This window comes from Algibacter pectinivorans (genome assembly GCF_900112595.1).
Classification (GTDB): domain Bacteria; phylum Bacteroidota; class Bacteroidia; order Flavobacteriales; family Flavobacteriaceae; genus Algibacter_B; species Algibacter_B pectinivorans.
In genome coordinates this window covers 144,071-165,142 of record NZ_FOMI01000007.1, presented here as the reverse complement: position 1 = coordinate 165,142, position 21,072 = coordinate 144,071, and the positions used below count along the sequence as shown (strand labels likewise).

Sequence of the window (21,072 nt, the reverse complement as noted above, 5' to 3'; positions counted from 1 at the left end):
TTAAATTAGTTTAAAATCTAAGAGCAAGTCACCTTCTATAGAAGCTTGCAAATGGTCGCCTACAAAATTTTGACCAGCACCACTTGCTGGTGTTCCTGTAAAAATTAAATCGCCAGGTTCTAAAGTCATGTATTTTGAAACAAACGCTATAATTTCAGCAAAATTATAAATCATATAACTCGTGTTTCCTGCCTGTACTTCCTTTCCGTTAATCATTAAGCTAAAGTTAATGTCATTAATATCAGAAAAGTTGGAAACCGGTTTAAATCCATTTACTGGCGATGCGCCATCAAAACCTTTGGCCAATGCCCATGGGCCTTTATTAGTTCGAGTTGCATTTAAAACATCTTTCGCCGTATAATCAATGCCAATTCCTATTTCGCTTATGTAAGATGCTGCATTACTTTCTTCAATATCTTTACCAGATTTACCAATTTTAGCAACTAACTCGACTTCATAATTTAGTTGGTTAGTAATCTTAGGAAAACCGATGTTTTTATTATCCGTAACTAAAGTGCTTTCAGCCTTTAAAAAAATAACTTGATCGCCTGTTTTTACAGCAGCAATTTCACTTTTGTCGTTTACGTAGTTTTTACCAATGCCAATTATTTTCATAGTTTAGTTGTTTTATAATTTTATTGTAAATGTAATAATTAGTCTATTATAATTTATATAAAGTATAAAATAGCCCTTTGTTTTGGGTGTTTTTTAATTTTAAGTTCTCTAATATTATCAATCTTTAATGCGTAATTTTGTAATCTATATTATTTTAAAATAGTTATGCAACACCTTAAAGAATCTTCAAAAAACCAAGATAAAACCAAACCAAAAGTAACTATGGCGCAAGCCTTTAAAACGATTATTTGGCCAAGGCGAAAGTTAGTTTTTATAGGTTTAGTTTTAATTGTAATACGAAGTTTAGCAGGTTTAATTTTACCTTGGCAAAGTAAGGTGTTATTAGATGAAGTAGTACCAAGTAAGGATGTGTCTCAGGTATATACTTTAATTGCTATTGTTTTGGCAGCTATAACGGTTCAAGCAACCACCTCGTTTGCTTTAACTAGAATTTTAAGTGTACAGGCCCAATATTTAATAAGCGAACTTCGTGCTCAAGTACAGAAAAAAGTATTGTCGTTACCCATAAGCTTTTTCGATAATACAAAGTCTGGTGCTTTGGTATCGCGTATTATGAGCGATGTTGAAGGTGTTCGTAATTTAATAGGAACTGGTTTGGTGCAATTAGTTGGTGGTTCGTTTACGGCTGTAGTTTCATTAATTATTTTAATTAAATTAAACCCTTGGATGACACTTTTTGTGTTTGTTCCGCTATCTATTTTTGGTTTTATTGCCCTAAAAGCGTTTAAATATATTCGTCCTATTTTTAGAAAACGTGGTAAAATAAATGCCGAAGTAAAAGGTAGACTTACCGAAACTTTGGCAGGAGTGCGAGTTATAAAAGCATTTAATGCCGAAGAGCAAGAAAATATTGTGTTTGAAAAAGGTGTAGATAAACTATATCAAAATGTAAAAAAGAGCTTAACGGCTACGGCTTTTATGACGAGTTCTTCAACCTTTTTAATTGGTGTGGCTACCACAGGAATTATGGGTATTGGTGGTTATTATATGATTTTAGGAGAAATGACCACAGGTGAATTTTTATTCTTTACATTAATACTTGGTTTTATGATAGCGCCTATTGTTCAAATGAGTAATATAGGAAGCCAGTTAACAGAGGCTTTAGCAGGTTTAGATAGAACTGAAGAGCTAATGAATATGACTGCTGAAGAAGATAATGTAAATAGAACCATCCAGCTAGAAGCTTTAAAAGGCGATGTTGAGTTTAACGATGTGTCTTTTGCTTATGAAGCAGATAAAGAAGTGCTTCATAATATTAGTTTTAAAGCACCTGCAGGTTCCGTTACGGCATTGGTTGGTAGTTCTGGTTCAGGGAAATCTACTATAGCAGGATTATCGGCTACATTTTTAAATCCTAATTCGGGGCAAGTCACTATTGATAATCAGGATTTATCGAAAGTAAAACTAAATAGCTACCGAAAATATTTAGGTGTGGTATTGCAGGATGAATTTTTATTTGAAGGAACCATTAGAGAGAATATAATGTTTCCAAGACCTAATGCTACCGAAGAAGAATTACAAAATGCAGTAAAAGCAGCCTATGTAAATGAGTTTACAGATCGTTTTGATGATGGTTTAGAAACCTTAATAGGAGAACGAGGCGTTAAGCTTTCTGGAGGACAGCGTCAACGTTTAGCTATTGCAAGAGCAATTTTAGCAAACCCGAAGATTGTTATTTTAGATGAAGCGACTTCAAATTTAGATACTGAAAGTGAAGCTTTAATTCAGAAAAGTTTAAATGAATTGGTTAAAGATAGAACTACAATTGTTATTGCACACCGCTTAAGTACTATTAGAAAAGCCGACCAAATTTTAGTTATCGAAGCCGGTCGTATTGTTGAAAGAGGCACGCATGACGAATTGATAAAACTTAATGGCAGATATTTCGATTTATATACCTATCAAGCAAAAATTTAAAACAAATGAAAGTAACAGATTTAAAAGCTAACGAGTATAATCCGTTTTATGAAACTTATATAGCCAAAGTGTCTCGCGATATCAACTTACTAGAAGGCTTTATTGAGGCAAAAACACAGGTTGAAAATTTCTTCAAATCTATTCCTGAGGATAAATTAGAGTATCGTTACGCCAAAGATAAATGGAGTATTAAAGAGGTTTTTCAGCATATAATAGATAACGAACGTGTTTTTATGTATCGTTGTTTCAGAATAGCAAGACATGATAAAACTCCGTTGGCAGGCTACGAGCAAAACGATTACATTTTGCCATCTGGAGCCAATAAAAAATCGATGGCAAGTTTAATTGAAGAATATCAAATGGTGCGCCTAAACTTTATAGTACTTCTTAAAAGTTTAAGCTCACAAGATTTAGAAGTACTAGGTACGGCGAGTGGAAGTACCATGTCTGCTAGAGCTGCGGCCTTCATAACGCTAGGTCATGAAATACATCACATTAACATTATAAAAGAGCGTTATCTTTAAAAGCGATTAGGCGTTTATAACGTTTAATTTACTTTTTATAAGCAGAAAAACACTTAGCGATAATAATCCAAAAACCGAAAACCCTACAAATAACGGAAGTACGGAGGTTTGCACAAAACTCCCTATATAATTGGCTATTGGAACCGCTAATACGGTAGACAAAAAACCATTAATAGCAGCTCCAATACCAGCAATATGTCCTAAAGGTTGCATAGCTAAAGCTCTTAAATTTCCAAAAAGGAAACCTACAGCAAAAAACTGCATAGCAAAAAAGCTTAATAAAATATAAATACTAGGGTTAATTCCAGACCAAAATAAAATAACGTACAACACCGAAATTAGAGTGTACGCTATACACGCATAATAGGCAAGTCTAGTCATGCCATATTTTACAACTAGTTGACTATTTAAAAAGGTAGAAACACCAATAGAAATGGCCAAACTTGCAAAAATATAAGGAAACATTTCAGCTAGGTTGTATTGCTCTTGAAATATTTGCTGAGACGTGCTTAAATACACCATAAACGACCCCGTAATAAACCCAGAAATTAATGTAAAAGCAATGGCTTCTTTATTTTTAAAAAACTCTTTGGTACCATTTACATATAAGTTGGCCGAAAACTTTATACGTTTTTCTTTAGCCAGTGTTTCTGGCTGTCTAATCCAAAACCAAAGTACTATAAGTACGCCGAAAATTAAATTAAAATAAAAGATAGATTCCCAGTTAAAAAAGTGTATTAAAAGTTGACCTAAAGTTGGTGCTATTACAGGAACTAAAAGGAAAAACATAACAATTATCGAGATTATTTTCGCCATGTAATCGCCTTGAAATTCGTCTCTAACCATAGAAATACTTATGGTTCGCGCGGTGGAAAGTCCGAAGCCTTGAAGCGTTCTCCCAATTATCATCCATTCAAAATCTTTAGTGGAAACGCAAATAAAACTTGCAATGAAAAATATTACGAAACCAACATAAACTAGAGGTTTTCTTCCAAAACTATCTGATAAGGGGCCTAAAATTAATTGACCAAAACCTATGCCCAAAAATATCATGGTAATTAATAGTTGATTGTTTTCGGGGTTGGTTACACCTAACGCGGCTCCAATTTGTGGTATAGCGGGCAGTAAAGCATCAATGGCTAGTGCTACTATAGACATTAGTGATGCCATTAACGCAACAAATTCAAACTTAAATTTTTGGGGTGTATTCATGCCGTAAAAATAGAAGATTTTTAACCTTTAATTATCCTATACGAGTCTATTAATACAATATTAACATTGTTAAAAAAAAAGAGATGTTAAATTGACTTTAACAGAATTTGAAAGATGTTATTTTTTTAAAGGGTTTTGGGCGGAGTTATTTAGCACTATATTTGCAATTCTATTTATGTATACCTTATATGTCCTTTAAAAAACTTATTGAACCTTTAAAAGAAGCCTTACAAACTAAAGGTTTTAATAGCCCTTTATCTTTTCAGAAATCTATTTTACCCAAAATTAAAGGAGGAGCAAGCTTGTTTTGTATTGCGCCATTGGGCTCAGGGAAAACAACAAGTATTGTGCTTAGTGTTATTCAGAAATTAAAAGGAGAAGCATTTGAAGATGCCCCAAGAGCTTTAATTTTTGCAAAAGATAAACAAGCTGCCCTAAGTTTAGAATTAGAATTTAAAAGTTATTTAAAAGGAACAGATTTAAGAGTGTATTGTGCCTACGATCAAAAAAATATTGACGACCAGCGTAACGAAATTTATGATGGTGTCGATATTGTTATTGCAACTCCAAAACGTTTAAATAAACTGTATTATTTAAATGGAATAAACTTGAATAAAATACAAATGTTTATTGTTGAAGATGCCGAATTTTTGTTTCAAAACAACAATTTAGGTGAAATAGCGCGAACACCAGAAAGTATTGGTAAATGTCAATATTTAGTGTTTTCAACTAAATTTGATACCCGATTCGAGCGTTGGCAAGATTCATTTATGTATAACGCACAAATTATTACTTGTAAATAAAATTTCCATGAAGCAAAAAAATAAGATATTTGGTCTTATGGTTGTGTTTATGCTATGTTCTTTTTTAGGATTTACTCAAATTAAAAAAGAGCAAGTAATGTTAGGATTTACATATGGCACAGGATCTCAAAACAAATATCCTTTTAACGCCAAGGATTATACTCATGAGGTCGATTTTTACAAAATTCAGATTAATTATAGATTTAAAGACAAGAAAAAATGGGCCTTCGAAGTTAATTTAGAACCCAGTTTTAATGTAGTACAACATCAACTTTTAAATAGATTTTATATTAAACCTTCGGATTTTGATAACCACGAAGAATTAACGGAGTTATACACCCAAAAAAGAACTATAAATGAATATGTTTTAAATTGTGGTATTATAGCTAGGTATAAAATATATAGTGGAGTAAGTACTTATGCTATTGGTAGTTTAGGGCCAATGGTAGCCGATAAAGAAACCGAACGTCTAGCTAAAGGTTTTGCGTTTTCAGATATTTTTGGTTTAGGATTGTCTTACGATATTAACAGATTAAGGTTTGATTTTAGATATTCGGTAAGACATACTTCAAATCTAGAAATGAAACAGCCAAATGGAGGGCATAATACAACCAATTCCGAAGTGTCAATTTTGTATAACTTTTAAGTTATCCTTGTAATATTTTACATGTTTATCGCTATTTGTGTATTTTTACACATTGTTTTATTTATATTTTAAGTAATATACATGCTAAAAAGTAATTTTTCTCCCTCTATTGTAAGCATTATTTTATATGTTACTATTTGTAATTTGTTGGTTTATGGTCAAGTAGAACAAGGGTTTTATCGTTTTGTAGATTCGGCCGACGTTTATCTAGATAATAGTAGCGATAAAGCCTTAAGATTTCTAGACAGCATCCCCTCACCAATAGAGGATTATATTCCAGGTAGGGTTACAGAATATTATTCTTTAAAAGCAATAATATACGACGACTATAATGAGTTTATTAAGCATTACCAAAGTGCTAATTTGGCTATTAAATTTGCAGAAATAGAGAAAGAGTACTGCATAGGAGGAGAGGTTTGTATTAGTATGTTTTCTAACTTATACTTCATGGATAAGCAAAAACTAGCCTATACATACTTAGATAAAGCGAAAAGTTATTATAATAATTGCGAGAAATATTATAGTATATTTGAAGTAGAGCAGGTTGAGGCGTATGCAAAATATCTAGATGGGAAACATGAAGAAAGTAATAGTTTATTATTAAATAAAATAGATAAATATAAAGAGGTACGAGAAGACCCATATTACCATATGTTTGGCTTGTATATAGTTTGTTCAAATTATATTTGGTTAGATAGTTTAGAGGAAGCTCATAAATATTTTAATTATTTTAAGGAGCTTAAAGCAAATCCTAATATTGCTAAAGTAAATTATTATGCTTTTGAAGGGGCTATAAATAGTAGTTTAGCAGATGTTTATTTAAATAAAAAAGATATGGATTCAACACTTTTTTATTTAAAAGAAACATCGAAGTTAAAAAAATTTCTAAGTATAGATGTAGTAAAAGAGTATTATAAACTTTATTCAGACTATTATAAAGATATAGGTGTATTTGATGCTTCTAAAGTATATAGCGATTCTTTATTTCTATTTCAAAATGAATTATATGAAAAAACTATTGAAAATAGTATAGAAATTAGTAATGCTCTTTTAATAGAAGGTTCGGAGGAAATGGGTAAGCAAGACTCAAAGTATAAGTTTAGTACTATATTAGGAGGTGCTTCAGTGGTTGTTTTACTTACTCTAATTGTATTTTGTTTCGTGTTATATAGAAAACAAAAAAAGAAGCTACTGCTTAGTAATTTAGAAAATAGTAATAATTTGTCCTATTTAAAGTCTAATAACGACCAGCTTGCCACTAAAGTTTTTGGTTTAGAAAGTTACATTAAAAATTTAAAAAATGATATAAAACAAATTTCTGTAACCGAAGGTGTAGAGTTTCAAAAAGATAAAATTAAAGAACTTTATAGAAATTTGCACATTAACACTTCTACTTTACTTGACAAAACAAGTAACCACTTGGAGTTAGTTAATGAGTTTAATATTGAGTTTTTTAATAAAATTAAAACTAATTATCCGCAACTTAAAAAAACAGAAACAGTAATTTGTTATTATTTACTTATGGGGTTTTCAAACAAAGAAATTGCTGTTTTTTTAAACACCACCATTAGGTCTGTTGAAAGTAGACGATATAGAATTTCTAAAAAAATTGAATTCAATAACGACAAGGAAACTTTGCTTGAGTTTCTTGAAAATACATTTGCTAGTACATTAAGTGGAATTTCTACAAAATAAGTTGTTTTATTGCAATTTTTTTAATGTGAGTATAAGTTGAGTAGTGTTTTATTGCTTAATTTTATAATAAATTAAGATATTTGATGCGCTATTAATTATTCAATTTCTTGTTTTAATTGTTAGTTAAAATTTAGTTTGAAATGCTGGGTTGGTTGTGTTTCAAATAGTTTTAATTATCAAACAGGAATTAAAATTGAGGATTATTAAGACTTATCTTTTTAAGATCTTAATATTGAAGTGAAACTAAGGAGCCTGATTATGTTAGGCTCTTTTTTTATAACGGAATATTACCGTGCTTACGTTTAGGTCTTTCAACTATTTTATTTTCTAACATAGCAAAAGTTTTTAATAATTTACGTCTTGTGTTTTTGGGCAGAATTATTTCGTCTATAAAACCACGTTGGGCTGCTTTATAAGGATTTGCAAATGTATTGGCATATTCGGCTTCTTTTTCGGCTAGTTTATCTTCAGGATTATCTGCGGCTGCAATTTCTTTTCTAAAAATAATCTCACTTGCGCCTTTAGCACCCATTACGGCAATTTCTGCTCCAGGCCATGCGTAGTTATAATCTGCTCCAATGTGTTTAGAGTTCATAACGTCATAAGCACCACCGTATGCTTTTCTTGTAATAACGGTTACTCTAGGCACTGTGGCTTCGCTAAGCGCATATAATAGCTTTGCACCGTGCATGATAATACCATTCCACTCTTGGTCTGTTCCTGGTAAAAATCCTGGAACATCAACCAAAACCAATAGCGGTATATTAAAACAATCGCATGTACGTGTAAAACGTGCTGCTTTTCTAGAGCTGTTAACGCCTAAAACGCCTGCGTAGGCCATAGGTTGATTAGCGATAATTCCAATACTTCTGCCACCTAATCGTGCAAATCCAACAATGATACTTTCGGCATAATTTTCATGAATTTCGTAAAATGAATCTTCATCTATTATACCTGTAATTACCGCTCTCATATCATAAGGCTTGGTTGAGCTCTCTGGAACGATGTCCGATAAAACATCTCGAATTTCATCCTTTAATGTAACCTCTAGTTTTTTAGTGGTTTCTGTGTTGTTTTGCGGTAAATAGCTTAATAATTGTTTTACATCTTCAAGACAAGCAATATCGTTTTCTGAGGTTTTATGCGCTACTCCAGATTTTGTAGCGTGGGTTTCGGCACCACCAAGTTCTTCACTGCTAACTTCTTCATTTGTAACGGTTTTAACTACATTAGGTCCGGTTACAAACATATAGCTTGTATTTTCTACCATAATGGTAAAATCGGTTATGGCAGGCGAGTAAACAGCACCTCCTGCACAAGGCCCCATAACTGCCGATATTTGTGGAATTACACCCGAAGCCTGCACGTTTCTATAAAATATATCGGCATAACCACCTAAAGAGCGCACACCTTCTTGAATACGCGCGCCACCAGAATCGTTAAGCCCTATTATTGGAGCGCCTACTTTTACAGCCATATCCATGATTTTACATATTTTTTCGGCATGAGTTTCAGAAAGTGAACCGCCAAATACCGTAAAATCTTGAGCATAAGTATAAACCAATCTACCATTTATAGTGCCGTATCCCGTAATTACACCATCGCCATAATAAATTTGGTCTTGCATGCCAAAATCGGTGGTTCTGTGTGTTACTAAAGCACCAATTTCTTCAAAAGACCCCTCGTCTAATAAATAATTAATACGTTCTCTAGCCGTAAGTTTTTTATTGGCGTGTTGTTTATCAATACGTTTTTGACCTCCTCCTAATTCTGAAAGAGCTTTATGTTTATTAAGCTTGTCTATTTTGTCTTGTCTAGATTCCATCTTATTTTTTGCAAAGGCCCAAAGGCACAAAGTTTAACGGTGTTTATATTTTTGCTAACTGTTTACTTTAAAGGTAATCGTAATACCTTTTGATCTTTAATATATTGTTTAACAGCTATTAATGCAGCAATTTTAGCTTCATTTTCTGTTTCAGCTTTTAAGGCTTCAGGTGAATAATACTTTTTTACAAAATGGGTGTCGAAATTACCAGACCTAAAAGCATCATGTTCGCATACAAATTTGCCAAAGGGTAGGGTAGTTTCAATACCTTTAATATGATAGTTCTCAATGGCGTTTATCATAAGCTGAATAGCCTCTTCCCGCGTTTTAGCAAAGGTGATTAATTTTGCAAGCATAGGATCGTAGTAAATAGGAATATCCATACCTTCTTCAAAACCATTATCCACACGAATACCTTCGCCTTTAGGTAATTTATAAACCTCTAAATGCCCAACGCTAGGTAAAAAATCATTAAGAGGATCTTCGGCATAAACACGTAACTCTAAAGCATGTCCATTAATTATTAAATCCTTTTGCTTAAGTTGTAAAGCTTCACCACGAGCTACTTTAATTTGTAGTTCAACTAAATCGACACCAGTAATTAACTCGGTAACAGGGTGTTCTACTTGCAAGCGCGTATTCATTTCTAAAAAGTAGAAATTATGGTGGGAGTCTAATAAGAATTCTACCGTTCCTGCACCTAAATAATCGCAAGCTTTAGCCACTTTTACGGCGGCTTCTCCCATTTTGTCTCTTAATTGAGACGTTAAAACACAAGAAGGCGCTTCTTCTACTACTTTTTGATGGCGACGCTGGATACTGCACTCACGCTCAAAAAAATGTAACACATTACCGTGACTATCTGCCATAACCTGTATTTCGATATGCCTTGGCGAACTCACATATTTTTCAATAAATACAGAGCCATCACCAAATGCCGAAGTGGCTTCACTAATGGCACGTGTCATTTGCGATTCTAATTCGCTTTCCTTTTCAACGACACGCATACCTTTTCCGCCACCACCAGCAGATGCTTTTATTAAAATAGGAAAGCCAATAGTTTTTGCAATGTCTTTGGCTTTATTTACATCGGTAATTGCTTTGTCAATACCCGGAACCATAGGAATATTATATGCCTTTACGGCATCTTTTGCAGCAAGTTTACTTCCCATTATTTTTATGGCTTTTGATTTCGGACCAATAAAAATGATGTTATTAGTTTCGCATAATTCAGCGAAAGCGGCATTTTCACTCAAAAAACCATATCCAGGATGTATAGCGTCCACACCTAATTGTTTGGCCACTTCAATAATTTTGTCCCCTTTTAAATACGATTGATTAGAAGGCGGTTGGCCAATACAAACAGCCTCATCGGCAAATTTTACGTGGGGCGCATTACGGTCGGCTGTAGAAAATACAGCAACCGTTTTTATACCCATTTTCTGAGCCGTTTTCATTACTCTTATGGCTATTTCACCACGGTTTGCAACCAGTATTTTTTTCATTAATAATTAGTTTTTGTCATGTCCTCCAAGAAGGAAATCTTGTTTTTTATTACGAATAATAAAAGAACGTCATAGATGCATTTATAAAATCCTTTTTTATCCTAGCTTATTTTAGTTTTCGAACTCAATTAGTAGTTGGTTTTTTTCAACAGCATCGCCATTTTTAACCGCAATAGATTTTATAGTTCCGGACCGTGGAGCGCTAATACTATTTTCCATTTTCATAGCCTCAAGTATCAATAAACTTTCGTTTTCTTTAACTTCTTGTCCAACCTTAACATGTAGTTCTAATATTAAACCGGGCATAGGCGCTTTAATAAAATCTATTTGTTTGGCTGTTTTAACAGAAAGTCCCATATCTTTTATTAACAGATCTAATTTATTAGAAATGCTAACCTTATAGATATGGTTTCTTATGCTTATTTGGTAAGTTTTGTTATTAAAATCGGCTTCTGTTATTTCTGCCTTAACGGATTTGTTATTTTGTAAGATATGATAGCCGTTTTTTGAAGTTTGAAGCGTATCTAGGTTAGAAAGTTCAGCTTCAGAAATATCAAAATCGAACGTGTTATTAACTTTTACTTTAAAACTTTTATCCATGTTTTTATAATAAGAACTGATATTAATTCTAGTAAATATAAGTATAAAATAGAAATTATTTAAGTAGGAAAAAGCTCTAATTTTAGTAATTGTGTTTTAATTTTCTTAATTACTTTATGTGTAAAACAGTCTAAATTAAAACTTAAACCGTAACTATTATATAACCAAACTAAATGTATCCATGAAAAAAATTACGTTTTTGCTAATTTGTTTTGCAGTATTTCAAGGTGTTTCTCAAAATTTAGGGCAAGGGTATATTGCCAACGATTTGGCGCAACACCCTATGCAAGATTTGGACAAACCAAACTATTTGGAAGCGGTTACAGATCCGTCGTTTACCAGTACTCAAATACGACGCATTACTCAAGCCACTGCAGGCAATTACGTAAAACCGATGTACAGCACCATTCAAGCTTGGAATGCCGATGAGAGTTTATTAATTGTTTACGGAGGTGGTGTACACCAACTTTTAAACGGTACCGATTATACATTTATTAGAAATTTATCCGATGTGTTTCCCGATGATATTGAAACTATTTTCTGGTCGTTCACAGATCCTAATGTGTTTTTTTATATGGATGGCAATAATGACGATTTAATAAGCTATAACGTACAAACACAAGTAAAAACAATACTTGTAAATATTAGAACTTTAAGCGGGTGTCCGCCTGCAAATGGAGTAACAGGCGGTAACGATATACAAATGATGTCGTGGGATAATGATGTTTTTGCGTTTAGATGTGGCAATGATGCTGCTTATTATTATAGGATTTCGACTCAAAGTTTAACGCAATTTAATATTGCAAATATTGAATATACGGCGCCAATGCCATTTCCAAGTGGCAACATGTTTTTTCATAGAGGTGCGGTTTACGACGCTAGTGGCCAATTTGTTAGAGATTTAAATGTTAATGGTATTCAGCATTCATGCTTAGGTAAATTAGGAAATGGCGACGATGCTTATTACAATATTAATTTTGAAGAAGGACGGTATGGTGGTTGCCAAGGTACTTTAGTGGCGCACAATGCTACAACTGGTAATTGTTTTGCTGTAACTAGCTATACCGATTATGATTACCCTAAGTCGGGAACTCACATTTCGGCACTGGCACATAAAAATTTAGAAGATGGTTGGGTTGCCGTATCTTGTTTAGGATTTGAGCGTGATGGCGTTAAACTTTTAGATCAAGAACTATTTGTAGCTAAGGTTAACGAAACGGATGCCGATGTTTACAGAGTAGCCCATCATAGAAGTGATGAGTCTCCTTTTAGTTATGCAGGAGAACCTCATGTAACTATTAGCCCAACAGGAACACGATTATTATTTGCAAGCGATTGGAGTGGCGCTGTTGATGGTGACTCGGTAGATACCTATGTTGCAGAATTAGGAAGTTATACCTTATCTAACACAAGCATTTCTGCAAAAAATGAAAATATAACTTTATACCCAAATCCTGCCGGTAATACATTGTATTTAGCATCAGCTTTAAATGAAGAATTAGACTTTAGTATTAAAGATGTTTTTGGTAAAGTTATTTATAAAAACCGTTTTTTAAACAACAAGCAAGTGGATATTAGTTTTATAGCAGATGGCTTATATTTCGCCACGTTTACTACCGGAAATACTATAAAAACCATTAAGTTTATTAAAAAATAACACGGTTTAAACTCTAAATTGCGATCGGTTTTGATGCGTTTTAATGGCTTTTCTAGATAATATTATACCAATAAATAAAGATAAAAAAGCACCAACCCAAATACCTGGAACAAAGTCTATAAACAAGAAAAAATCGTAAGCACCATGAAATAGTATGGCCGAATATAACCCCATTAGGTTTAAGGCTACTTTGTTGTTCGAAAATTTAGCTTTACCCATAAAATACCCCATAATAATGCCAAAAGTAGCATGAGCCGGAACAGCAGTAAAAGCTCGGGCTAGGGCAGTAGTGAAGCCTCCATTTGCAACATAAAAAATGTTTTCGGTGGCTGCAAAACCCATCGATACCATTACGGCATAAACAATACCATCAAAAGGTTCGTTAAATGCTTTATTTGGTTGTGCAAAATATCTAATAATAATGTATTTGCTAAACTCTTCAATTAAACCAACAACAAAAAAGGCTTTTATAAATTGCTCCAATATACTTGTTTTGTTGGTTAGCGGTAAAACGATATCAAAAACATAATACAAAATCGAAGTTATTATAATGCTAACCACAGCACCAAGCAGGAAATTATAAAGAAGCAGTTGTCGTGGTTCTTTCTCGTACTTATCTTTTAAATAAATGTAAAGTATAATTATAAAAACAGGAGCAATGGCTACAAGTAATAAACTCATTTTGTATGTTTAATTATAGCTTGTAACACAAACTCGTAATACGCTTTATTGGACGGTACAAAATGGTTATTGTTATGTCCTATGGTTGCAATAAGTGTTTTAAACCCTTCAAAGGATACTAGTTTTAAAGCCTCAACTTCTTCATCTTGCTTAACTAGCTTTTCTACCGGCACAGGTAATTCCGTAATAAACGTATTATGAAATTCATTATCTACAATACCATTATCATAAGACTGTAAACATTCAAAAACACCAATTTTGTGTAACGCTTTTTCCGAAATGGGTAGTCCAATTTCTTCTTCAATCTCTCTAATGGCTCCAGATTCTATGGTTTCGCCAGCATCAATATGTCCAGCTACAGAAACATCCCATAGCAATGGGCAAATAGCTTTTTTTGCCGACCGTTGCGATAATAATATATAACCATCGCTTGTGTAAAACCAAATATGTGCCGTATGGTGATAATAACCTTTAGTATGTATCACCGATTTTAACTCTGCCTTACCCGTAGGGTGTCCTTGGGCATCAACAATATCTATATATTCGTCCATAAACATAAAACCTAAAAAAAGCCTCGGTTAAGAGGCTTAAATGTTATTTGAAATAGCTAAACGTTTCGCCGTCTTCTATTTTAAGTAAAGTTTCATAAATTAATTTAATAACGTTTTCAACATCATCTCTATGTACCATTTCTACGGTAGTATGCATGTAGCGTAATGGTAACGAAATTAATGCCGAAGCAACACCACCATTGCTATAAGCAAAAGCATCGGTATCGGTTCCTGTAGCACGCGATAAAGCCGAACGCTGAAACGGAATCTTTTTAGCCTCAGCCGTATCTGTAATTAAATCTCTTAACTTTTGTTGTACCGCAGGAGCATAAGCTACCACAGGGCCTTTACCAATTTCTAACAATCCAGCCGTTTTAGGCTCAATCATTGGCGTTGTAGTATCGTGGGTTACATCGGTTACAATAGCTACATTAGGCTTTATGGTTTGCGTAATCATTTCGGCACCACGTAAACCTATTTCTTCTTGTACGGCGTTAGTAACGTACAATCCAAAAGGCAATTCCTTTTTATTTTCTTTTAATAATCTGGCTACTTCGGCAATCATAAAACCGCCCATACGGTTGTCAATAGCTCTGCAAACAAACTTATCTTCATTTAAAACATGAAACTCATCTGGGTAAGTAATAACGCATCCCACGTGTACACCAAGTTTTTCAACATCAGCTTTAGTAGCGCAACCACAGTCAATAAAAATATTATCTAGTTTTGGTGGTTCCTCTTTAGCCTTGTTACGAGTATGTATGGCAGGCCATCCAAAAACCCCTTTTACAATACCATTTTTAGTGTGGATGTTAACCACTTTACTCGGCGCAATTTGGTGGTCGCTACCACCATTTCTAATCACGTAAATTAATCCGTTATCCGATATATAATTAACGTACCACGAAATCTCATCGGCATGCCCCTCGATAACCACTTTATATTTTGCCTTAGGGTTTATAACCCCAACTGCAGTACCATAAGTATCTGTAATAAATTCATCTACATAAGGTTTTAAATAATCCATCCACAGCTTTTGTCCGTCCCACTCATATCCTGTTGGTGCCGCGTTATTTAAATATTTTTCTAAAAAGTCCATAGACTTTTTGTTCAATATGCTCTTCTTTGCCATTTATATAAATTTTGTACTAAAATAATAATATATTATCTATAATTGTTTCTTAATTTAAAGTTTTTGGGCGTTACCCATAAAGGGTCGGGCTTTCCAATACAAGTCCTCGCACTTCCTTCGTCAGGCTGTGGGCTTTCCATTGCAATCCCTAACACAAGTATCTGCTAGCTTCCGGACTTAAACTTAAAGTTATTTTATTTTTAGCATGTTCATTTAAGGCTAACTAAATATCAATTAATTCAGTAAATTATTCAGAATTAAAATTTCCAGATTTTAGCTTTAAAACTTACTATCATAATAATTGGAATACAAACACGCGCAATTTTTAGAAATTCAGTATTTTTGGCATAATAAATGTCCCATTGTTTATTACATGAAATACGTAAAATACATACTTATATTTTTCCCTATCTTACTCTTCGCCCAAATTGAAGACATTAAGCAAGATTCTATACCCGAAAAATATTTAATAATAAGTGGCGACTCTGTACCCAGAACATCTATAGATTTAGATGAAGTCATGCTGTTACACAAACTAAAGTTTAATAGCAAAAAGGACAGAATTAGATATTTAATACTACGCCGTAAAACCATTAAAGTATATCCGTATGCTAAAATGGCTGCCGAACGATTAGATTCTATGAATGCCCGCATGATGACACTTACTAAAAATCGAGATAAAAAACGCTACACCAAGCGTGTGCAAAAGTATATTGAAGGTGAGTTTTCTGAAGAATTAAAAAAAATGACCCGAACCGAGGGGCAGATTTTGGTAAAGCTCATTCACAGGCAAACCGGTGTAACGGCTTTCGAGCTTGTTAAAGAACTGCGTAACGGTTGGCGTGCCTTTTGGTATAATACAACAGCCAGTATGTTCGATATTTCTTTAAAACGTGAGTACGACCCCGAAAACGAAAAAGAAGATTATTTAATTGAAGATATTTTACAACGAAATTTCCAAAGCGGACGCTTAGAACGACAAAAATCGGCAATCGAATTTGATTTTTACGATTTAACCAATAAATGGGTGCATCAAAAAACTCCGGAATAAATGCGTATTCAATCGCCATTCGAAGAGAAACTAAACAGTATAACCCATGCTTTGGGTGCCTTATTTGGTGTTGTTGCCTTGGTATTACTTTTAACACACAATACCAATAAAACAGATTCGAGTTTGTTTAGTGTTATACTTTATGGGCTTTCTATTGTTATTTTGTTTTTAGCCTCTACATTGTATCATGCTGTAAAACAAGAGCGGTATAAGCATTATTTTAGGATTGCAGATCATATTAGTATTTACTTCTTAATAGCTGGAACATACACACCGGTATGCTTAATTTCGTTAGATGAGTCCTTAGGTTGGGTTCTTTTTTTTATAGTTTGGGGTATAGCAGCTTTTGGCGTTATTTTAAAACTGTTCTTTACAGGAAGGTTCGAGCTTTTTTCTACCTTATTGTATTTGGTAATGGGTTGGCTAATTGTTTTCGATTTTTCAAACCTCTCCAACCAAATAGGCGAACAAGGCATTTTTTGGCTATTTGCAGGAGGTATGGCTTATACCGTTGGTATTGTGTTTTATGCCATTGATAAAATACCCTACAATCATGTTATTTGGCACTTGTTTGTTTTGGCAGGAGCCGTTTTTCACTTTTTAATGATTTTTAATTATGTTATTTGATAATATAAAAATTGAAATAGCTAACACCACCAAAGATTACCTTCAAATTGAAAAATTAGCCGATGTTATTTGGCGTGAGCATTACATCCCAATTGTGGGCAAGCCACAAATAGACTACATGCTAGAAAAATTTCAATCGGTAAAGCCTATTACAGAGCAAGTTAAAAATGGTTGTGCATATTATATTATAAATTTCGAAGGCGTTTCCGTTGGCTATATCTCTATAAAAAAGGAAATTGATGCTTTGTTTTTAAGTAAAATTTATGTGTTAAGTAGTTATAGAGGAAAAAAAATAGGGAAAACTGCTATGGCTTTTGTGGAGGATAAAGTCAAACAATATAAGCTAGATAAAATAAGACTCACCGTAAACATTCATAATACAAATTCTATTAAGGCTTACGAGAAGTTAGGCTTTAAGAATATAGGGCCAATAGTGGCAGATATTGGAAATGGCTTTATTATGGACGATTATGAAATGGTAAAACACATTCCTGCCTAGGCAGGAATCTCATCAATACACCTAAAATTAAGTTTTTAAGTAAGTATTGTAAAAGCGTTTTCCATGTACCAGATTTTTGCGTAGGCAGAAATATTATCCCTCAATAACCTCTTTATATTCCTCGAAAAAAGCTTCAAACAAGCTCATGTGTGTATTAAAAAACACCATAACATCTTGCCAGGAGTTTTTGTTGTGTATGGATACTTTTTGCTCTAAAGGCACGTAAATTCTAGAAATCTCTTTTTTGTTTTCTAAAAAATATTCTTCGTCGTAAATAGCTTCAGGAAGATAATCGTCTAGTAAAATCGATTTTAAAGCCACTAGTTTTTCCCAGTATTTAATGCGGTATTCCAAATCGTCCTCAAGATCTAGCGCTACTAAAGCCGTTTTATTATCAAAATGAAATTTAAAACTAAAGCCCTTTAATTTAGTATCGTACAATACCCATTTCCTTGGAAAGGATTTTCCAAAGCTGGTCCAAAATTCTTCTCTTAAACGTCTTGATTCTTCTTTGCTAAACATAAAAAGCCCATCCTTAATCCTTCCCATAAGGAAGGAAACACTCCTGTGTTAATTGATTATAAAATTATTTTCACGCAATATATTCATTGTAATTCCCTTTTCTTTGGAAAGGGCTAGGGAAAGGCCTTTAAATCATATAAGCCACCGCAACACCTACAATAATCGATATAAATTTAGAGAAATTAAACTTATGTCCGTCGCCACTTTCAAACAAAATAGTAGTCGAAATATGGAAAAATATACCAATAACCACGGCGTTTATCATGTGCACATAATGGGCTAAAAATGTTAAGTTAAGGGAAATCCAAGTACCTAATGGTGTCATAAAAGCAAAAGTTACTAAAAAGGCTCCCATTTTTAGTTTTGTATAATCAGACTGTAACAAAAACGTGGTAATTAAAGTTGCTATAGGTATTTTATGCACTAAAACGCCATACACCATATCGTTGTGGTCGTGTATAGAAAACCCCTCTAAAAAACTGTGTATACACAAACTAATAAACAATAACCAAGGGAAAGTAGTTCCGTTTTTATGGATGTGCACGTGCCCATGTTCGGCACCTTTCGAGAATAACTCCAAAACAATTTGCAGCATAATACCACACATTATAAAAAGGCCAGTAACTTTTGTGTCTAAGTGGTGGTAAACCTCAGGAAGCAGTTCAAAAAGGGTTAACGCCAATAAAAAAGCCCCACTAAAAGAAAGTAATAATTTGGTATTCCACGACTTTTGCGTTTTAGTTATAAAAGCTAATATAAAACCTAATACTACCGCCAATAAGGGTAAAAGAAACATGTTCATTTAAAAAAAATACTATTCAAATTTAAAATTCAATCTATAATAATCTTTAAGGCTAAAAATGATTTAACGTTAATTTACCAACCACTTACTTAAAAATCATCACCAAGCGTTCCGATGTTTTAGCGCTAAACTTTCTTAATTTATAATCGCCAAAAACATCTAATAAATGCACACCAGCCTGCTCAAAAAGCAGTTCGAAATCGGCTAAAGTAAATGCCCTAACCCGCTCCTGGAAATTATATAATTTATCATCGGCCGTAAAAGTAATATCTTTTATAATATATTCATCTTCAACAAAGCGTTTTAAATAAAAATCAATGCCATCAACCGTTTTAATTTCCTCCGGTACTAAATTATCAATAACAAACTCACTATTCATAAAATCTATAACCCCAAAACCAAATTCATTTAAATCTTCTTTAATGGCTTTAATGGTTTTTAAATTATCTTCATCGTCCTCAAAATAGCCAAAACTAGTAAACAAATTAAAAACCGCATCAAACTGTTTATGGTAGGGTTTACACATATTGTGCACATCAAATTTAAGACGATGGTTTTCAAATTGCTTAGCAAACTTTATGCTGTTTTCGCTTAAATCTACACCCGTAACATCGTAGCCAATTTTATTAAGGTATAAGGCATGCCTGCCCTTGCCACAAGCCAAATCTAGTATAGTTCCTCCTTCCGGAATATTTAAGTAATGCGTTAAAGTTTCCATAAAAGCTTGCGCTTCTGTATCGTCTCTGTCTTTGTATAAAATGTGGTAATATGGCGTGTCAAACCAAGAAGAAAACCAAGTCGTTGTGTTGTTAGTCATAGTGTTGTTTGGGGGTTACCACGCCCAAAAGCGTGGTCAGGCTTTTCGTTACAAGTCCGCGCACCAAAAAAGGAGCTGTGGGCTTTCCACTTCAATCCTTAACCCGGATTTATCAATAAACGTTATGTTTGCCGCAAAATTACGTTATTTTTGCAAGGTATTAGACGAAAAAAATGGGAGAAAATTTCAACATGGTTGCCAAAACCTTATTTGGCTTTGAAGATTTGTTAGCCAACGAGCTAACACAACTGGGTGCATTACACGTAAAAAAAGGTGTGCGTAACGTATCTTTTTCTGGCGATAAAGGCTTTATGTACAAGTGTAACTTAGCATTGCGTACCGCAGTTAAAATATTAAAACCCATCCATTCCTTTAATGTAAATAACGAGCAAGATTTATATAATAAAATTTACGCCATGGATTGGAGCCAGTATCTAAAACCTACAGGGTCTTTGGCTATCGATGCTACCATTCATTCCGATTTATTTACCCACTCGCTATACATAGCTCAAAAAACAAAAGATGCCATTGTAGATAAATTTAGAGAAACCGATGGCCAGCGCCCAAACGTAGACCTAAAATTTCCAGATGTAAAAATTAATGTGCATATCGATAGGCGTCGTTGTACAATCTCCTTAGATTCTTCCGGCGATTCCCTGCACAAACGTGGTTACAAAACAGCAACCAATATTGCACCAATAAACGAGGTTTTAGCAGCAGGACTAATAATGCTGTCCGGTTGGGATGGGCAATGCGATTTTATGGACCCTATGTGTGGTTCTGGAACCATGCTTATTGAAGCCGCTATGATAGCCTGTAACATTCCACCAAATCTTATGCGAAAAGAGTTTGCTTTTGAGCGTTGGCCAGATTGGGATGTCGAGCTTTTCGAAAAAATTGAAGAATCATTACTAGGTAAAACTCGCGATTTCCATCATAAAATAATAGGTTATGATAAAGCGCCAAGTGCCGTATCAAAAGCTATGGATAACGTAAAAAATGCCCAGTTAGAAGATTTTATAGAGGTACGCCACGAAGATTTCTTTAAAACGCAAAAAGCGGGCGAAAACAAACTACACATGGTGTTTAACCCACCGTACGGCGAGCGTTTAAATATCGATATGGAAACGTTTTATGCTAACATTGGCGATACATTAAAACAAAACTACCCAGGCACCGATGCTTGGTTTATAACCTCGAACCTCGATGCTTTAAAGTTTGTAGGTTTGCGTCCATCTAGAAAAATACAGCTTTATAATGCCAAACTAGAATCGCGTTTAGTAAAGTACGTTATGTACGAGGGCAGTAAAAAAGGTAAATACATGAACAAAGACTAAATTCCTGCAAAAGCAGGAATCGGTTAATGTTTT

At 33.8% G+C, this 21,072-nt stretch carries 21 protein-coding genes; 10 read left to right on the top strand and 11 right to left on the bottom strand.

All coding sequences use genetic code 11. The features are described 5' to 3' along the window. Positions 1-615, bottom strand: a complete 615-nt coding sequence (locus BMY96_RS11620) for a fumarylacetoacetate hydrolase family protein (protein WP_092852332.1) — start codon at positions 613-615, stop codon at positions 1-3. 165 nt (positions 616-780) lie between these two features. Between BMY96_RS11620 and BMY96_RS11615 the strand changes: the two genes are divergently transcribed. Further along, the gene (locus tag BMY96_RS11615; protein WP_092852330.1) at positions 781-2,553 is read left to right on the top strand and encodes an ABC transporter ATP-binding protein; all 1,773 of its coding nucleotides are present in this window, start codon (positions 781-783) and stop codon (positions 2,551-2,553) included. Between the two features lie 5 nt (positions 2,554-2,558). Then, a complete protein-coding gene (locus BMY96_RS11610; protein WP_092852328.1) occupies positions 2,559-3,077 on the top strand; it encodes a DinB family protein in 519 nt (172 codons plus the stop codon). A gap of 6 nt (positions 3,078-3,083) precedes the next feature. Here BMY96_RS11610 and BMY96_RS11605 read toward each other — a convergent pair whose 3' ends face one another. Further along, a complete protein-coding gene (locus tag BMY96_RS11605) occupies positions 3,084-4,289 on the bottom strand; it encodes a multidrug effflux MFS transporter (RefSeq protein WP_092852326.1) in 1,206 nt (401 codons plus the stop codon). A gap of 188 nt (positions 4,290-4,477) precedes the next feature. On the opposite strand from BMY96_RS11605, the gene BMY96_RS11600 reads away from it, so the two are divergent. The 3 genes from BMY96_RS11600 to BMY96_RS11590 all read left to right on the top strand — a co-directional run bounded on the left by BMY96_RS11600 (position 4,478) and on the right by BMY96_RS11590 (position 7,433). Continuing rightward, positions 4,478-5,092 (top strand): DEAD/DEAH box helicase, encoded by a 615-nt coding sequence (locus tag BMY96_RS11600; protein ID WP_092852324.1) that lies wholly within the window; start codon positions 4,478-4,480, stop codon positions 5,090-5,092. 7 nt (positions 5,093-5,099) lie between these two features. Then, positions 5,100-5,738 carry an acyloxyacyl hydrolase gene (locus tag BMY96_RS11595; protein WP_092852322.1) on the top strand — a complete coding sequence of 213 codons (639 nt, stop codon included), beginning with the start codon at positions 5,100-5,102 and terminating at the stop codon, positions 5,736-5,738. A gap of 81 nt (positions 5,739-5,819) precedes the next feature. Next, positions 5,820-7,433: a helix-turn-helix transcriptional regulator gene (locus BMY96_RS11590; protein ID WP_092852320.1), complete on the top strand. Its 1,614-nt coding sequence runs from the start codon at positions 5,820-5,822 to the stop codon at positions 7,431-7,433. Between the two features lie 274 nt (positions 7,434-7,707). Here the strand turns inward: BMY96_RS11590 and BMY96_RS11585 are convergent, their stop codons facing one another. The 3 genes from BMY96_RS11585 to BMY96_RS11575 all read right to left on the bottom strand — a co-directional run bounded on the left by BMY96_RS11585 (position 7,708) and on the right by BMY96_RS11575 (position 11,363). Next, positions 7,708-9,258 (bottom strand): acyl-CoA carboxylase subunit beta, encoded by a 1,551-nt coding sequence (locus tag BMY96_RS11585; RefSeq protein WP_092852318.1) that lies wholly within the window; start codon positions 9,256-9,258, stop codon positions 7,708-7,710. A 62-nt stretch (positions 9,259-9,320) separates the two neighbouring features. Beyond that, positions 9,321-10,763, bottom strand: a complete 1,443-nt coding sequence (accC, locus tag BMY96_RS11580; RefSeq protein WP_092852316.1) for an acetyl-CoA carboxylase biotin carboxylase subunit — start codon at positions 10,761-10,763, stop codon at positions 9,321-9,323. Positions 10,764-10,874: 111 nt separating this feature from the next. Beyond that, the gene (locus BMY96_RS11575) at positions 10,875-11,363 is read right to left on the bottom strand and encodes an acyl-CoA carboxylase biotin carboxyl carrier protein subunit (RefSeq protein ID WP_092852314.1); all 489 of its coding nucleotides are present in this window, start codon (positions 11,361-11,363) and stop codon (positions 10,875-10,877) included. Positions 11,364-11,544: 181 nt separating this feature from the next. Here BMY96_RS11575 and BMY96_RS11570 point away from each other — a divergent pair, with 181 nt between their 5' ends. After that, positions 11,545-13,020, top strand: coding sequence for a T9SS type A sorting domain-containing protein (locus BMY96_RS11570; RefSeq protein ID WP_092852312.1), 1,476 nt, complete (start codon positions 11,545-11,547; stop codon positions 13,018-13,020). Between the two features lie 6 nt (positions 13,021-13,026). Here BMY96_RS11570 and BMY96_RS11565 read toward each other — a convergent pair whose 3' ends face one another. From BMY96_RS11565 to BMY96_RS11555, 3 genes are read right to left on the bottom strand one after another with little or no spacing between them, the layout of a single operon-like run. Beyond that, the gene (locus BMY96_RS11565; protein ID WP_092852310.1) at positions 13,027-13,701 is read right to left on the bottom strand and encodes a PrsW family intramembrane metalloprotease; all 675 of its coding nucleotides are present in this window, start codon (positions 13,699-13,701) and stop codon (positions 13,027-13,029) included. Beyond that, positions 13,698-14,252: an NUDIX hydrolase gene (locus BMY96_RS11560; protein ID WP_092852308.1), complete on the bottom strand. Its 555-nt coding sequence runs from the start codon at positions 14,250-14,252 to the stop codon at positions 13,698-13,700. The genes BMY96_RS11565 and BMY96_RS11560 overlap by 4 nt, the downstream gene beginning before the upstream one ends. Positions 14,253-14,295: 43 nt before the next feature. After that, entirely contained in the window at positions 14,296-15,384 is a 1,089-nt protein-coding gene (locus tag BMY96_RS11555) for a M42 family metallopeptidase (RefSeq protein ID WP_092852306.1), read from the bottom strand. Between the two features lie 373 nt (positions 15,385-15,757). Here BMY96_RS11555 and BMY96_RS11550 point away from each other — a divergent pair, with 373 nt between their 5' ends. Genes BMY96_RS11550 through BMY96_RS11540 form a run of 3 tightly spaced genes read left to right on the top strand, consistent with a single transcriptional unit; the run spans position 15,758 to position 17,561 of the window. Next, positions 15,758-16,435 (top strand): DUF4294 domain-containing protein, encoded by a 678-nt coding sequence (locus BMY96_RS11550; RefSeq protein WP_092852304.1) that lies wholly within the window; start codon positions 15,758-15,760, stop codon positions 16,433-16,435. Further along, complete coding sequence (trhA, locus tag BMY96_RS11545; RefSeq protein WP_092852302.1) at positions 16,436-17,062, top strand: PAQR family membrane homeostasis protein TrhA; 627 nt, start codon at positions 16,436-16,438, stop codon at positions 17,060-17,062. Continuing rightward, a complete protein-coding gene (locus tag BMY96_RS11540; protein ID WP_092852300.1) occupies positions 17,052-17,561 on the top strand; it encodes a GNAT family N-acetyltransferase in 510 nt (169 codons plus the stop codon). The genes trhA and BMY96_RS11540 overlap by 11 nt, the downstream gene beginning before the upstream one ends. 93 nt (positions 17,562-17,654) lie before the next feature. Here BMY96_RS11540 and BMY96_RS11535 read toward each other — a convergent pair whose 3' ends face one another. The 3 genes from BMY96_RS11535 to BMY96_RS11525 form a co-directional block, all read right to left on the bottom strand. Continuing rightward, positions 17,655-18,083: a DUF4268 domain-containing protein gene (locus BMY96_RS11535; RefSeq protein WP_092852476.1), complete on the bottom strand. Its 429-nt coding sequence runs from the start codon at positions 18,081-18,083 to the stop codon at positions 17,655-17,657. A gap of 127 nt (positions 18,084-18,210) precedes the next feature. Then, the gene (locus tag BMY96_RS11530) at positions 18,211-18,885 is read right to left on the bottom strand and encodes a ZIP family metal transporter (protein ID WP_092852298.1); all 675 of its coding nucleotides are present in this window, start codon (positions 18,883-18,885) and stop codon (positions 18,211-18,213) included. Positions 18,886-18,970: 85 nt separating this feature from the next. Continuing rightward, a complete protein-coding gene (locus tag BMY96_RS11525; RefSeq protein WP_092852296.1) occupies positions 18,971-19,702 on the bottom strand; it encodes a class I SAM-dependent methyltransferase in 732 nt (243 codons plus the stop codon). Positions 19,703-19,875: 173 nt separating this feature from the next. Here BMY96_RS11525 and BMY96_RS11520 point away from each other — a divergent pair, with 173 nt between their 5' ends. Beyond that, the gene (locus BMY96_RS11520) at positions 19,876-21,039 is read left to right on the top strand and encodes a THUMP domain-containing class I SAM-dependent RNA methyltransferase (RefSeq protein WP_092852294.1); all 1,164 of its coding nucleotides are present in this window, start codon (positions 19,876-19,878) and stop codon (positions 21,037-21,039) included. Positions 21,040-21,072 lie beyond the last annotated feature (33 nt).

Bases quoted from the DNA above. Each gene is read 5' to 3' on its own strand.
- BMY96_RS11620 (WP_092852332.1), bottom strand. From the start codon at position 615: ATGAAAATAATTGGCATTGGTAAAAACTACGTAAACGACAAAAGTGAA.
- BMY96_RS11615 (WP_092852330.1), top strand. From the start codon at position 781: ATGCAACACCTTAAAGAATCTTCAAAAAACCAAGATAAAACCAAACCA.
- BMY96_RS11610 (WP_092852328.1), top strand. From the start codon at position 2,559: ATGAAAGTAACAGATTTAAAAGCTAACGAGTATAATCCGTTTTATGAA.
- BMY96_RS11605 (WP_092852326.1), bottom strand. From the start codon at position 4,289: ATGAATACACCCCAAAAATTTAAGTTTGAATTTGTTGCGTTAATGGCA.
- BMY96_RS11600 (WP_092852324.1), top strand. From the start codon at position 4,478: ATGTCCTTTAAAAAACTTATTGAACCTTTAAAAGAAGCCTTACAAACT.
- BMY96_RS11595 (WP_092852322.1), top strand. From the start codon at position 5,100: ATGAAGCAAAAAAATAAGATATTTGGTCTTATGGTTGTGTTTATGCTA.
- BMY96_RS11590 (WP_092852320.1), top strand. From the start codon at position 5,820: ATGCTAAAAAGTAATTTTTCTCCCTCTATTGTAAGCATTATTTTATAT.
- BMY96_RS11585 (WP_092852318.1), bottom strand. From the start codon at position 9,258: ATGGAATCTAGACAAGACAAAATAGACAAGCTTAATAAACATAAAGCT.
- accC (WP_092852316.1), bottom strand. From the start codon at position 10,763: ATGAAAAAAATACTGGTTGCAAACCGTGGTGAAATAGCCATAAGAGTA.
- BMY96_RS11575 (WP_092852314.1), bottom strand. From the start codon at position 11,363: ATGGATAAAAGTTTTAAAGTAAAAGTTAATAACACGTTCGATTTTGAT.
- BMY96_RS11570 (WP_092852312.1), top strand. From the start codon at position 11,545: ATGAAAAAAATTACGTTTTTGCTAATTTGTTTTGCAGTATTTCAAGGT.
- BMY96_RS11565 (WP_092852310.1), bottom strand. From the start codon at position 13,701: ATGAGTTTATTACTTGTAGCCATTGCTCCTGTTTTTATAATTATACTT.
- BMY96_RS11560 (WP_092852308.1), bottom strand. From the start codon at position 14,252: ATGGACGAATATATAGATATTGTTGATGCCCAAGGACACCCTACGGGT.
- BMY96_RS11555 (WP_092852306.1), bottom strand. From the start codon at position 15,384: ATGGCAAAGAAGAGCATATTGAACAAAAAGTCTATGGACTTTTTAGAA.
- BMY96_RS11550 (WP_092852304.1), top strand. From the start codon at position 15,758: ATGAAATACGTAAAATACATACTTATATTTTTCCCTATCTTACTCTTC.
- trhA (WP_092852302.1), top strand. From the start codon at position 16,436: ATGCGTATTCAATCGCCATTCGAAGAGAAACTAAACAGTATAACCCAT.
- BMY96_RS11540 (WP_092852300.1), top strand. From the start codon at position 17,052: ATGTTATTTGATAATATAAAAATTGAAATAGCTAACACCACCAAAGAT.
- BMY96_RS11535 (WP_092852476.1), bottom strand. From the start codon at position 18,083: ATGTTTAGCAAAGAAGAATCAAGACGTTTAAGAGAAGAATTTTGGACC.
- BMY96_RS11530 (WP_092852298.1), bottom strand. From the start codon at position 18,885: ATGAACATGTTTCTTTTACCCTTATTGGCGGTAGTATTAGGTTTTATA.
- BMY96_RS11525 (WP_092852296.1), bottom strand. From the start codon at position 19,702: ATGACTAACAACACAACGACTTGGTTTTCTTCTTGGTTTGACACGCCA.
- BMY96_RS11520 (WP_092852294.1), top strand. From the start codon at position 19,876: ATGGGAGAAAATTTCAACATGGTTGCCAAAACCTTATTTGGCTTTGAA.